General features: G+C 42.3%; 11 protein-coding genes. 3 read left to right on the top strand and 8 right to left on the bottom strand.

Annotated elements, in window-relative coordinates:
* Window positions 1–1,317: 1,317 nt before the first annotated feature.
* From HMPREF0106_RS11025 to rpoN, 5 genes are all read right to left on the bottom strand, one after another.
* Window positions 1,318–3,162, bottom strand: a complete 1,845-nt coding sequence (locus tag HMPREF0106_RS11025; protein WP_009040180.1) for a 4-hydroxy-3-methylbut-2-en-1-yl diphosphate synthase — start codon at window positions 3,160–3,162, stop codon at window positions 1,318–1,320.
* 139 nt (window positions 3,163–3,301) lie between these two features.
* Window positions 3,302–3,811, bottom strand: a complete 510-nt coding sequence (gene purE, locus HMPREF0106_RS11030; protein ID WP_009040179.1) for a 5-(carboxyamino)imidazole ribonucleotide mutase — start codon at window positions 3,809–3,811, stop codon at window positions 3,302–3,304.
* A gap of 111 nt (window positions 3,812–3,922) precedes the next feature.
* Window positions 3,923–4,303 (bottom strand): glycine cleavage system protein GcvH, encoded by a 381-nt coding sequence (gcvH, locus tag HMPREF0106_RS11035; protein WP_009040178.1) that lies wholly within the window; start codon window positions 4,301–4,303, stop codon window positions 3,923–3,925.
* A 29-nt stretch (window positions 4,304–4,332) separates the two neighbouring features.
* On the bottom strand, window positions 4,333–5,004 hold the full coding sequence (locus HMPREF0106_RS11040; protein WP_004316578.1) for a hypothetical protein: 672 nt from the start codon (window positions 5,002–5,004) through the stop codon (window positions 4,333–4,335).
* A gap of 48 nt (window positions 5,005–5,052) precedes the next feature.
* Window positions 5,053–6,537: an RNA polymerase factor sigma-54 gene (rpoN, locus tag HMPREF0106_RS11045; protein ID WP_008644971.1), complete on the bottom strand. Its 1,485-nt coding sequence runs from the start codon at window positions 6,535–6,537 to the stop codon at window positions 5,053–5,055.
* A gap of 138 nt (window positions 6,538–6,675) precedes the next feature.
* Here rpoN and HMPREF0106_RS11050 point away from each other — a divergent pair, with 138 nt between their 5' ends.
* Together HMPREF0106_RS11050 and HMPREF0106_RS11055 are read left to right on the top strand one after the other, a co-directional pair.
* Window positions 6,676–8,049: an aminopeptidase P family protein gene (locus HMPREF0106_RS11050; protein ID WP_009040177.1), complete on the top strand. Its 1,374-nt coding sequence runs from the start codon at window positions 6,676–6,678 to the stop codon at window positions 8,047–8,049.
* Window positions 8,050–8,290: 241 nt separating this feature from the next.
* Window positions 8,291–9,601: an acetylxylan esterase gene (locus HMPREF0106_RS11055; protein ID WP_032851406.1), complete on the top strand. Its 1,311-nt coding sequence runs from the start codon at window positions 8,291–8,293 to the stop codon at window positions 9,599–9,601.
* A gap of 4 nt (window positions 9,602–9,605) precedes the next feature.
* Here HMPREF0106_RS11055 and HMPREF0106_RS11060 read toward each other — a convergent pair whose 3' ends face one another.
* Window positions 9,606–10,007 (bottom strand): hypothetical protein, encoded by a 402-nt coding sequence (locus HMPREF0106_RS11060; RefSeq protein WP_008026182.1) that lies wholly within the window; start codon window positions 10,005–10,007, stop codon window positions 9,606–9,608.
* A gap of 220 nt (window positions 10,008–10,227) precedes the next feature.
* Window positions 10,228–11,901, bottom strand: a complete 1,674-nt coding sequence (locus HMPREF0106_RS11065) for a nucleoside kinase (protein WP_008016291.1) — start codon at window positions 11,899–11,901, stop codon at window positions 10,228–10,230.
* 82 nt (window positions 11,902–11,983) lie between these two features.
* Here HMPREF0106_RS11065 and HMPREF0106_RS11070 point away from each other — a divergent pair, with 82 nt between their 5' ends.
* The gene (locus HMPREF0106_RS11070; RefSeq protein ID WP_009040175.1) at window positions 11,984–13,681 is read left to right on the top strand and encodes a Na/Pi cotransporter family protein; all 1,698 of its coding nucleotides are present in this window, start codon (window positions 11,984–11,986) and stop codon (window positions 13,679–13,681) included.
* 157 nt (window positions 13,682–13,838) lie between these two features.
* On the opposite strand, the gene rd is transcribed toward HMPREF0106_RS11070, so the two are convergent.
* A complete protein-coding gene (gene rd / locus HMPREF0106_RS11075; protein WP_004306971.1) occupies window positions 13,839–14,003 on the bottom strand; it encodes a rubredoxin in 165 nt (54 codons plus the stop codon).
* Between the last annotated feature and the right edge of the window lie 93 nt (window positions 14,004–14,096).

The following is a 14,096-nucleotide window of genomic DNA, read 5'->3' as shown; positions in this document are numbered from 1 at the left end:
ATACCCTCGAGGGGAACAAATGGATTCATCCAGGAGTTCCCCTCTATTTTTGTAAAGATGTGTACTATTGGAAAGACAGATATTAGGTCTACATATAAATGGTTCTTAATCAAATTCCGTGCTACTTATTTATGTTCAATAACCTTATTCATGGCTATTCCGGGGTACTTTAAGATGCATATAGCTTGGATAATTTATTTGCTATTTCTAATATGCCGATATCCCTTTATCCATCAACCTTTCAATGAGCTTTACTAGCACGGAATTTGAAGAAGAACCATATAAATTTGATGATTCTTATTGTCAACCAAAGTTTTTCCCCGATAGTATAATGATTATCATCGGTTTACATGCTGACAATAAGCTATGACAATAGGCTGACAATAAAAAATTAGAACTTTTATTGTCAGCCTGTTATTTGATTGCTTTGGGGCAGGATGCACCCAAAGGACATCATCGCCTGCAGTAACCATACCATCCACATAGAAAGCAGCCTTTTAAAATGAATCCCCCTATTAAATGAATGATATATAGCCGGTATCTTTCACTTAACAAGCAGGTATTGTTCCATTAAAGCATCAGTATTGTTAACTCTCCACGGCCGTGACGAGATCTTTCCACGGCCGTGGTAGGAACTCGTCACGGCTGTGGGAAGAAGTCACCACGGCCGTGACAAAGTAAAGATAGCGGTACTTCAGTAGAACTATACTGACACTCTAGGGCAACTACATAGGCACGTTAATGGAACTATATAGGTAGATATCACTTTGGGAGGCTGTTATTAAAATGCGACGTTACTTCAGAACATGCTTCTAAGACTATTATTTATCAAGTCATAAAAGGATCATAAGAAATAAAAATAAGGCTGACAGTAAAAGTAGATATATTTTATTGTCAGCCTATTATCAACATCTATCGTCAGGTGATATAACACTGCTATTCAAATACTTAAATATCATCCTGACAGTTTGACAATAAGACTGGTACAAATCAATAGAAACGATCATAAAATTTTTAATTGGAAAGGGTAAAGAATTTATAAAAGAAAGAAAAAGTTTGCTGTTCCCTTCAGAATAAACATCTTTGTAACCGTGGTTACAGTAACCACAGTTACTAATATAATTCACTGACTATGAGGTTTTATAATAGAGAAGAAGAACTAAAAGAGCTAAAACGAATTCAGCAATTGGCATTTGAGGAAAGTTCAAGAATGGCACTCGTTACCGGTCGCCGTAGAATCCTCATCATGAAAGTTAGGCACGGATGACAGGTTTTCTATGAGATCAGTCCCCATCACCTGTATTCCGTGCCCAATTATCATTGTTGGTTTTCTTCCCGATCTGTCCGGATAAACTCCAGGAGTCGTTCTACCGCCTCTTCTTCAGGAATATTCTTTTCTACACACACCTTGCCTTTATAAAGACTGATTTTGCCCCGTCCTGCTCCTACATAACCGTAGTCAGCATCCGCCATCTCACCGGGACCATTCACGATACAGCCCATAATGCCGATCTTCAAGCCTTTCAAATGTGAAGTGGCTGCCTTGATACGGGCGATTGTTTTCTCCAAGTCGTAAAGCGTACGGCCGCAACCGGGACAGGATATGTATTCTGTCTTAGAGGTACGGGTACGTCCGGCCTGCAAGATTCCGAAAGCAGTGGCGTCGACAACGGCATGGCTCAAACTGCCCTGATTGAACAGGAAGATACCATCGCAAAGACCGTCAAAGATCAAGGCTCCCATATCGGCTGCGGATTTTATCTGCAAATTCTCCGCATCATCTTCCGCATAATGCTGGAAGAAGATAACCGGATTCTGCAAACCTTCCGTCATTAGCTGATGCACCAATGCACGGTGCTCACCCAAACGGTTCGGATGGTTGCTTTGAGAGATGATTACCACTTCCGGGTGGTACTTCAGACAGGCTATCACTTCATCTGTTTGGGCCATATAGGGTATAAACAGGAATTTAAGCGCTGCATCACATTCACCCATCAACGGTAATTGCGCATGATTGAAAGCAGGCCAGGTTCCGGCCTCTCCTTGCCATACGTCCGCATCAAGAATATATTCCACACCTTCTTCCCATTGTTCGGGCAAGGCTCTTCCGGCATAAATATAGTCCGGAGTGAATTGCGGATTTACTTCTGTCTTTCCGTCCATGCGGTCGGCAATGACTACGGGCACATGTTCGCCTCCGATATTACGGACCGCTTTTGTCTTACGGCGTTCAGGAGACAGATAGTTGAATTCAGGCGCCTCCAATCCCGGAATATAAGGATGATCCTGCCTCAACAGAACATAATCCACCAATTTACGGGCTACCGGAATTTCAGCTTCGGGTGCTTCACTCAAAGATACGCGGATGGTATCGCCCAACCCGTCGCTCAACAATGCTCCGATGCCGAGAGCCGATTTGATACGCCCGTCCTCTCCGTCTCCGGCTTCTGTCACTCCGAGGTGTAGCGGGAAAGCCATCCCCTCTTTTTCCATGACGTCCACCAACAGACGAACGGTTTTCACCATTACCACGGTATTGGAGGCTTTGATAGAAATCACCACATCTGTGAAGTTCTCCGCTACACAGATACGAAGGAATTCCATACAGGATTCCACCATTCCTTCGGGAGTATCACCATAGCGTGACATGATGCGATCGGACAAAGAACCATGATTCACACCAATCCGGATCGCAGTGTGATTCTCCTTACAGATATTCAGGAACGGGACAAACCGGTCATGGATTTTCTGTATTTCCTGCGCATACTCCTCGTCTGTATATTCCAGTTTCTTAAAAGTACGCGCAGCATCTACATAGTTTCCCGGATTGATGCGCACCTTTTCCGCATATTGAGCAGCTACATCCGCCACTTTCGGATTGAAATGCACATCGGCAACCAATGGAACCATATATCCCTGACTGCGTAGTCCGATATTGATATTCATCAGATTCTCCACTTCCTTGATACCCTGCGTTGTGAGGCGGACATACTCGCCACCTGCGTCAACAATACGTTTCGCCTGTTCCACACAAGCCTGCGTGTCCTGCGTAGACGTATTGGTCATCGACTGGACACGAATAGAATTGGGGCCGCCCAACGGTACAGCCCCAATATTTACTTCTGTGGTTTCTCTTCGAAAATAATTGAATAGATCAACCATTTTGATTTATGATTTTACGATTTACGATTAAAAATACTTTATGCACAATGTGAAAGACAAGATACCATGTACAAAGACAACATACGATTTACGAAGATATTTCAATCGTCAATCGTAAATTGTCAAATCGTAAATCACATTAGTTTGTTTTATATTCAAACTTAACTTCTTTCAGTTCTTCGTTTGCTTTTACGATTTTCTTTTTCAGTCCTTCTTTGTAAGCAGCAAAAGCTTCTGCCAATTTCTCGTCACTCAATGCCAACATCTGAATGGCAAGGATAGCGGCATTCATCGCTCCGTTTATAGCAACCGTTGCCACAGGAATGCCCGGAGGCATCTGGATGATAGAATAAAGTGCGTCTACACCATCGAGCACGGAACCTTTTACGGGTACTCCGATCACCGGCAGTGTAGTATTGGCTGCAATTACACCGGGAAGGGCGGCAGCCATTCCGGCAGCGGCGATAATAACTTTAATGCCACGGCTGCGGGCATTCTTTGCAAACTCTTCCACAGCTTCAGGCGTGCGGTGAGCAGAAAGCGCGTTCATTTCGAACGGTACATGCATATCATTCAGCAGTTGCGCAGCCTTCTCCATAACAGGAAGGTCAGACGTGCTACCCATGATAATACTTACAATTGGAGTCATAGGATAAAAATTAAAGAGCCACTTCTCAACCCTCTCCCCAAAAGAGAGGGTAAGGCTGGCTTCGGATTATAGTATCTTTTACATTATTCGATTGATGTAATGGAGAAAACCTTATCCATTCACCACTGCTTTGTATGCTTCGGCATCCAGCAGGTCTTCCACAGCTTTTATATCTGTCGGTTTCACTTTAATCAACCAACCTTCGCCATACGGATCTTTATTAACCAGTTCCGGATTTTCTTCCAATGCCTCGTTTTGTTCGAGCACCTCACCTGCTACAGGCAGGAAAAGATCGGAAATTGTTTTCACTACTTCGATGGTTCCGAATGTCTCACCGGCTTCCAACGTTTCACCAACAGTCGGTATATCTACGAACACAATATCACCCAATTGTTCTTGAGCATAATCAGTGATACCTACGTATGCAATGTCTCCTTCAACGCGAATCCATTCGTGTTCGTTCGTGTACTTCAAATTCTGTGGAAAGTTCATAATAATTAGTTTTTAGGATTTATACTGTTTTAAAATAAAAATACTCGAAATAAGATGTTGCTCACGGGATGAAGTACCAAAAGGGCACATATCAAGCCAACCGCAAAACCGGAAAGCACCTCACCCAACGTGTGATGTCCCAATACAATTCGTGCAGAACCTAATATACCGGCAATCAATATAAACAGGCATAACCATCCGACCGGATTGTAACCGAACAAAGCACTGAAAGAAACCAGTCCGCCGATCACTCCGCCTATTCCTGCCATGTGTTCACTCAATTTCCATTTCAAATTCACTGCAATGCAGATAATAGATACTACCAAAGAAACGAGGATGATCCCTGTCATATACCAAGGTATATTCAGCCGGCGCATCATCAACAGGCAGAACACATACGAGATGATAGTCAGCAGAATCGGTACATAACGTTTCTTGCGCTCACTTAACTCCTGACGGGCAAAGCCATTGATTTTACGAAACAGGAAAATGGTAATGGTAGGTGTCAGTATGGTAAAGCAGTAAACAATTCCCAACACGATCAACTTATATTGTATCGGCATGATACGAAGATAAGAAAACAGGAATAACACCAGAAACGATAAAAACGGAATAGAAAATGGAGTAAAGACCATCGAAGTAGCTCTCGCCACCTGCAACATTGTCTTATCCGCTATGATATGTTCTCTCTCTCTGTCCATCAGCACTAATACTTAATACTTTTTATACTTAATACTTTATATTCGTTCTCATTTTCGAAGTCGCGCAACCGGAATATTCAACTGCTGACGGTATTTGGCTACCGTTCTACGAGCAATGGGATAACCTTTCTCTTTCAAGATGTCCGCCAATTCATCATCTGTCAGCGGTTTCTTCTTGTCCTCCCCATCAATACACTCTTTCAGAATCTTGCGTATCTCACGGACAGACATTTCTTCACCGTCCTCCGTGGTATACCCATCACTGAAAAAGAATTTGAGCGGATAAATACCGTAATTTGTCTGCACATATTTACTGTTGCTCACGCGGGAGATCGTTGAAATGTCCAGTCCGGTACGTTCAGCCACATCTTTCAAAATCATCGGTTTCAACAGAGATTCGTCTCCTTCCAAGAAGAAAGGACGTTGTAAATCAATGATAGCCTGCATGGTAGTCATCAGGGTATTCTGACGCTGCCGCACAGCATCGATAAATCCTTGTGCCGCATCCATTTTCTGCTTCAGGAACATCATCGCTTCTTTGGATTCTTTTGATTGATTAGCCCTGTTTTTGGTATGCTCTTCCACCATTTCCGTAAAGTCGCGACTCATACGGAGTTCGGGGACATTACGGTTATTGAGGCTTATATTGATGGTTCCATCATCATACGTTTCCACGATAAAGTCGGGAACTATCTGTTGGAGATTCCTGCCGATCGCTTCTCCCAAAGAAGCACCCGGACGGGGATTCAGCTTGGTTATCTCATTAAGAGCTTCCTGGAAAGTCTCTTCATCAATGTCCAGTTTCTTTATAATCTTCTCCCAGTGTTTACGGGTGAATTCTTCATAGCACTCTCTAATGATACGTTCTTCCAACTCCAGTATCGGATTGGGCTTCTTCTCTTCATCCTTCTTCCGGCAAATCTGTATCAACAGACATTCCTGAAGGCTACGGGCACCGATACCAGCGGGATCAAAATCCTGCAAGATACAGAGTGCTTCTTCCAGTTCTTCTTCTGTCGATTCGATGCCGGCATAAATCACCAGTTCATCACAGATGCTCTCCAATGACTTACGGAGCAGTCCGTCATCGTCCAATGAACCGATCAGATATTCCACCAAGTCACGCTGATGTTCAGTCAGGTTGCGTTCACGCAGCTGTTCTTTCAGGATTTCATAAAAAGAGGTGGAATCGGAGAACGGAATATCCTCCGCCTGTTCGTCTTTCGAACGGTTGTTTTCTTGTAATTTATAATCGGGAATATCGTCTTCAGTCAGATAATCACTCAAAGAATCATAATCGTTGGCATCACTATCCATGCCATCTTCCGTAGTGTCGGAATCAGCATACTCATCCGCAGCGTTTTCTTCTTTACCTTCTTCAAGTGCCGGATTTTCAAGCAGTTCAGCATGGATACGGTCTTCCAGCTCTACTGCGGGAAGCTCCAACAGTTTCACGACCAGAATCTGCTGGGGCGAGAGCGTTTGTACCTGCTGTTGCGCCTGAGATTGTATTTGACGGGAACCTTGTGCCATATTCGTTTTTGCTTTCTACTATTTCTCGCTACAAAAGTAACTTTTTAACGAGAGATTACACAGATTAGGGAGATAATTTTTAATCCTATAACACAAAATTCGTTATCTTTGTTGCACGAACTTAAAAATTAGGACAATATGTTTGCCAAAGAAACGTATATGCAGCGAAGAGCCCTGCTAAAAAAGAATTTAGGCTCCGGGGTATTGTTATTTCTCGGAAATGACGAGTGCGGACTGAACTACGAGGATAACACCTTCCGTTATCGTCAGGATTCTACTTTCCTTTATTATTTCGGACTTTCATGCGCCGGCCTTTCGGCTATTATCGATATTGATGAAGACAAAGAAATCATTTTTGGAGATGAACTGTCTATCGACGCAATCGTATGGATGGGATCACAACCTACATTACACGAAAAATGTGAACGTGTGGGCGTAAAAAATCTGATGCCGTCTGCAGAAATTACAAGCTATCTCCACAAGTGCGTCCAGAAAGGGAAAGCGGTTCATTATCTGCCACCTTACCGTCCCGAGCATAAATTGAAACTGATGGATTGGTTGGGTATTCCCCCTACACGTCAGGAAGGTTCTGTTCCATTCATCCGTGCCGTTATCACCCAACGTAATTACAAATCTGCCGAAGAAATTTTAGAAATAGAGAAGGCTTGCGATGTAACTGCCGATATGCACATCACCGCCATGAAAGTGCTCCGTCCGGGCATGTATGAGTATGAAGTGGTAGCGGAAATGAACCGTGTAGCCGAATCTAACAACTGCCAGCTTTCTTTTGCCACCATTGCCACTATCAACGGACAGACTTTACACAACCACTATCATGGAAATAAAGTAAAACCGGGTGATTTATTCCTAATCGATGCAGGCGCAGAAGTAGAATCAGGTTATGCAGGCGATATGTCGTCTACTATTCCTGCCGACAAAAAGTTTACAGCCCGCCAGCGCGAAGTATACGAGATTCAGAATGCGATGCATCTGGAATCTGTAAAAGCCCTCCGTCCGGGTATTCCTTATATGGAGGTATACGAACTGTCTGCCCGTGTCATGGTAGACGGTATGAAGGCACTCGGATTGATGAAAGGAAATACGGAAGATGCGGTCCGCGAAGGTGCTCATGCATTATTTTATCCTCACGGATTAGGTCACATGATGGGATTGGATGTACACGACATGGAAAATCTGGGAGAGATATGGGTAGGATATAACGGCCAACCGAAGAGCACACAGTTCGGTCGCAAATCGCAACGTCTCGCCATTCCGTTGGAACCGGGATTTGTACACACGGTAGAACCGGGTATTTATTTTATCCCGGAACTGATTGACATGTGGAAAGGAGAAAAGAAATTTACCGATTTCATCAATTATGATGTAGTGGAAACTTATAAGGACTTCGGTGGTATCCGCAATGAGGAAGATTATCTGATTACAGAAACCGGCGCCCGCCGATTAGGTAAAAAGATTCCTTTGACACCGGAAGAGGTGGAAGCGTTAAGATAAAAAGCTTCATCAAAATAAAAATAAAAGCCTCATCAAAATAAAAGAAGAACCTTTCTTCTATTCAAAATCAATAGCGGAAGTTTTTCATCCGGGTGAAAAACTTCCGCTATTTTTGTCAAAGTACCAAATAGTCCATCTAAAAGCACATTTTTTCTACCCTCCTTTTCCCAAATCTTGCGTAATATTGCAACAGAATTAAAACAACTCACTTTTTAATGATATAAAACCAATGAATAACACCATGAAAAGACTACTTTTATCTGTATGGCTATTGTCACTTACCTTGCTGTCCGCCGTAGCTGAAAACTATCCTTATAAAAGCGATGTGCTTTGGGTCACCGTGCCTAACCACGCCGACTGGCTTTATAAAACGGGAGAAAAAGCAACTGTGGAAGTACAATTCTATAAATACGGTATCCCCAAGGATAACGTAACCGTCACTTATGAAATAGGTGGTGATATGATGCCTGTTGCCGACACAAAAGGAAGTGTAACTTTAAAGAATGGCAGGGCTGTGATTCCTGTGGGCACAATGAAAGAGCCGGGATTCCGCGACTGCCGCCTGAAAGCAACCGTAGATGGAAAGACCTATTCACATCATATCAAAGTAGGATTTTCACCGGAAAAACTTCGTCCGTATACCACCATGCCTTCCGATTTCAAGGAATTTTGGGAAAAGGCTAAAGCGGAACAAAAGGAATTTCCCCTAACGTATACCAAAGAACATGTCGAAAAATATTCCACTGATAAAATAGACTGTTATCTCGTAAAATTGCAACTAAACAAACGTGGGCAATGCGTCTACGGATATTTATTCTATCCGAAAAAAGAAGGAAAGTTTCCGGTTGTCTTGTGCCCTCCGGGAGCAGGCATCAAAACCATCAAAGAACCTCTACGCCATAAATATTATGCGGAGCAAGGATGCATCCGTTTTGAATTCGAGATACACGGCCTGAATCCGGAAATGACTGATGAAGAATTTAAAGAAATCAGCAACGCTTTCAATGGCAGAGAAAACGGCTATCTGACCAACGGGCTCGACAGTCGTGATAATTATTATATGAAACGGGTATATCTGGCCTGTGTACGCGGTATCGACTTTCTAACTTCCCTGCCGGAATGGGATAGTAAAAATGTAATCGCACAAGGAGGTAGCCAGGGAGGCGCCCTGGCATTAATCACCGCCGGACTGGATGAACGGGTGACAGTTTGTGTCGCCAATCATCCTGCATTAAGCGATATGGCAGGCTATAAAGCCGGACGTGCCGGTGGATATCCTCATTTCTTTAGAAATTCGGTGGATATGGATACCCCCGAAAAAATAAAGACAATGGCCTATTATGATGTAGTGAACTTTGCAAAATTGATAAAAGCAGACACCTATATAACATGGGGATTCAATGACGATGTATGTCCTCCGACTACCAGCTATATAGTATACAATGTACTAAACTGTCCGAAAGAAGCCCTGATTACTCCTATTAATGAGCATTGGACCTCTAACGATACGGAGTATGGACATCTGCTTTGGATAAAGAAGCATTTGAAATAAAGAATCAATCATTCCATCTGGATACGGGCAACTCTTTTTTCCCGTAACCTTTCTTCCAGGCATACGCTTTTCTCTTTCGGAGATAAAGCGTATCGCCGCTATGCTTTATCGCCTCCCAATTAAATATTGAATGGTGGTAGATGATCTTTTCAAACCAATAAAGGAGGTCATAAGTTATGAATGGTAGTATCATACACCACCATGAAAACAGTAATGACAAAATCAACGCTGGTATCAGAGTCAGAGAAAAGCATTCCCAATATTGCTTTGCATGTATCCGTAACTCCATATCTTCCCAAACTTCCAGATATTTATACCGGGTAAAGAAAAACCAGCCTAACATAAAATAGTGTTTCTTTCCTTTTCCCAAGAACCACTTTGCTAAAAGACTATTATAAAAAATCATATTCACATTTTTTTTGTTGCATGTAGTCCTTTTATAACAGCAAAAGTAACCAAAGGTTCAATATTATAGTTTAGTATAACAGTCATTATACAGTATTCTCCCCTAAAGAATCCTATTCAAATATTGTTTATTTTGTGTTCTCTTGCCTTACTACAACAAAAGGTAATTCATATTTTCTGCAAAGAAAGTACAAATAACGAATATATCCTAATTTTTCTACTTAATATTTAAAGCTACTACCTCCCAAAAATTCGCGCAGTAAGGACGTAGGCGGAATCTCCTTATCCTGTACAGGAACAAAATATTTGATAAACTTAAGTAATCGGTATGCTTCGCAATATTCAGGACAGTTGCGCGGGACACCCATCAGAATAGGTTCGGCATGCAAACGAAGTACTGCAAACTCAAAAAGCAACGCTGAATTAAACATTACGTCGGCATTCTCCTGATAGGGAAAAATCCATTTATCTTCACCGGCACGTACACTCGGCCAGCGTGATATCGTTTCACGAGCCGAATATCCCCGATAATTGAAGTCACGGATAATACGCCGCAACAGACGGTTATCAGTTGTCGGAATCCAGTTATGGTCATCCAAAGAGATGGTGGTTAATGCTGAAACATAAATCTTGAATTTCCGTTCAGCCGGTATATGTGGTGTCAGTTCCGGGTTCAGGGCATGAATACCTTCCAGAATCAGAATTGTATTATCTTCTATTTTCAGTTTATCGCCTTTATACTCCTTCTTGCCAAGAGAGAAATTAAAACGAGGCAGTTCGACCTCTTCACCGCGCAGGAGTGCCTGCAACTGTTGGTTGAACAATTCCAAATCAAGTGCATACAGTGATTCATAATCATAATTTCCGTTTTCATCCAGAGGAGTCTCTTCACGATCCACAAAGTAATTATCTAAAGAGATCGGGAATGGTTTCAGTCCATTGGTCATTAGCTGGATAGAAAGCCGTTTGCTGAAAGTTGTCTTTCCCGAAGAAGATGGTCCGGCAATCAATACCAGTTTTACCCGGTTACCGTTTTCACCACGATGGAATATGGTATCGGCTATCTGGGCTATTTTCTTCTCCTGCAGTGCTTCTGCAACATTTATCAGATCGGTTGCATGTCCCTCTTCACAGGCCAGATTAAAATCTCCGGCATTGTTAAGCCCCATGATATAACTCCAGTTCAGATATTCTTTAAAGACATCCAGCATTTTTTCCTGCTTCACCACATCTTCAAGCACATTCGGGTTTTCCCGGCTCGGAATCCGGAGAAGCAATCCATCGTAATATTTCACGATATCGAATAATTTAAGATATCCGGTACTGGGCAGCAGATTCCCATAATAATAATCAATGGTATCACCCAATGTATAATAATAGGTATAGAGCGAACCGGAAGTTTCCAGCAATCTCACTTTATCATTCATTCCCCGTTCGCTGAAAACACGCACAGCTTCAGCCGTATGACATTCGATGCGATGATAGGAAATATTCTCCGCGATAATCTCCTGCATCCGTTGCTTGATGCGTGTCACATCTTCCAGTTCGATGGGACGGCCAATCCGCAAATTGCAGAAATAGCCTTTTGAAACAGGATGTTCTACAAACAATTTTCCGTCGGGAAACAGTTCCGTGACAGCCTTAAACAAGACAAAACAAAGCGAACGGACATACGTACGCATACCGGACTGATCTCTCACATCCAGAAACTCTACATCTTTATTATTATAAACTCTGAAATTCAGTCCCTCGGAACGATTATTGACCTTGGCACTTACTACTTGATAAGGAAAATTAAGATTAAAACCGTAATAAATATCCAAAAGTGAGCTTCCGATAGGGAATTCTTTGGAAATATTGTTATTTTTGCAACATATTTGTAACATCTGTTTCATCGAGTTCGTTAAAAGGTGAATAATTTGGGACTAATATACTTATAATCAGATAGAGAACAAATAACCATTAAAAATATTATAGATGGAATATTCTTTTTATGATTTTTTAAAGCTCATAGGCTCATTAGGACTCTTCCTTTACGGAATGAAGATTATGAGCGAGGGCTTACAAAAGGTCGCGGGTGACAGATTGCGAAGTATTCTAACGGCAATGACTACCAATCGGGTAACGGGAGTTTTAACAGGAGTGTTGATAACAGCTCTTATCCAGTCTTCTTCAGCAACGACAGTGATGGTCGTAAGTTTCGTAAACGCCGGATTGCTCACACTTGCCGAATCCATCAGCGTCATTATGGGTGCTAATATCGGTACTACCGTGACTGCCTGGATCATTTCAATTTTCGGATTTAAGGTTGATATGGCAGCCTTCGCTCTCCCGCTCTTAGCCATCGCCCTTCCGCTCATCTTCTCCGGCAAAAGCAACCGCAAGTCCATCGGTGAATTCATTTTCGGTTTTTCTTTCCTTTTCATGGGGCTTTCTTATCTGAAAGCAAACGCGCCCGACCTGAATGCCAACCCGGAAATGCTTGCCTTCGTACAGAACTACACGGACATGGGATTCTTCTCCATCATTCTGTTCTTACTCATCGGTACTATATTGACGATGATTGTACAGGCCTCCGCCGCCACCATGGCAATTACATTGATTATGTGCGCCAACGGCTGGATCAGTCTGGAACTGGGAGCAGCACTTGTTTTGGGAGAAAACATCGGAACCACTATCACGGCCAATCTTGCCGCACTTACAGCCAATACACAGGCTAAGCGGGCAGCATTGGCCCATTTTGTTTTTAACGTGTTCGGTGTTATCTGGGTCTTGATTGTCTTCCATCCTTTCATGGAACTGGTAAACTGGGTAGTAGATACCTTTTTCCAAAGTAACAATCCGGAAGTTGCCATCTCCTACAAGTTATCTGCTTTCCACTCAATCTTCAATATCTGTAATGTATGTATTCTGATATGGGCGGTTAAACTGATTGAACGTACCGTATGTGCTCTTATCCACCCCAAAGAAGAAGACGAAGAGCCCCGTTTGCGGTTTATCACCGGTGGTATGCTTTCTACCGCTGAACTTTCTATCCTTCAGGCACGCAAAGAAATCCATCTTTTTGCAGAACGTACACACCGGATGTTCGGCATGGTGCAGGATTTGCTACACACAGAAAAGGATGACGATTTCAACAAGCTGTTCAGCCGGATCGAGAAGTATGAGAATATCAGCGACAACATGGAACTTGAAATAGCCAACTACCTGAATCAAGTATCTGAAGGACGGTTAAGTTCTGAAAGTAAACTACAGATACGTGCCATGTTGCGTGAAGTGACGGAAATTGAAAGTATCGGCGACAGTTGTTATAACCTGGCACGTACCATCAACCGGAAACGTCAGACCAACCAAGATTTTACCGAGAAACAATATGAGCATATTCATTTCATGATGAAACTGACGAACGATGCACTTGCTCAAATGATTGTGGTAGTAGAAAAGCCGGAACATCAGAGCATCGATATCAACAAGTCCTTCAACATCGAGAATGAAATTAATAACTACCGTAACCAACTGAAGAATCAGAACATTCTGGACGTAAACAACAAAGAATATGATTATCAGATGGGGGTTTATTACATGGATATTATTGCCGAATGTGAAAAGCTAGGTGACTATGTGGTGAATGTAGTAGAAGCTAGTAGTGATGTAAAAGAGAAAAAAGCTTCTTGATAGAGCAAAATTGAATCCTAAAAAAGGAGAATCAGTCTATCATAGCATTACTGATTCTCCTTTTTAATTTAAATCATCCTCCAGAAAAACAAAAAAGACCGGGCATATATCTATACACCCGGCCATTCTCCTCTTAATAATTCTCTCTCTCTTGTTTTTATCCTTCGTACGGTTCAAAATCTTCTTTACCGACTCCGCATAACGGACAAGTCCAATCATCTGGAATGTCTTCAAATGCTGTTCCTGGTTCAATTCCGCTTTCCGGATCTCCTTGTTCGGGGTCGTAAATATATTCACAGACCGTGCAAATGTACTTTTTCATAACGTTCGTATTTTTAAATGGTTTTCTGAATAATATAACACAAATAGCTGGATATTTGTTCAACACTATTTTCCAAACTAAAGAGAAAAGCTA

It is taken from the genome of Bacteroides sp. D22, assembly GCF_000163675.1.
Classification (GTDB): Bacteria; Bacteroidota; Bacteroidia; order Bacteroidales; family Bacteroidaceae; genus Bacteroides; species Bacteroides xylanisolvens.
Note: the sequence above shows the minus strand (reverse complement) of the source record. Positions and strands in the feature narration are given on the sequence as shown.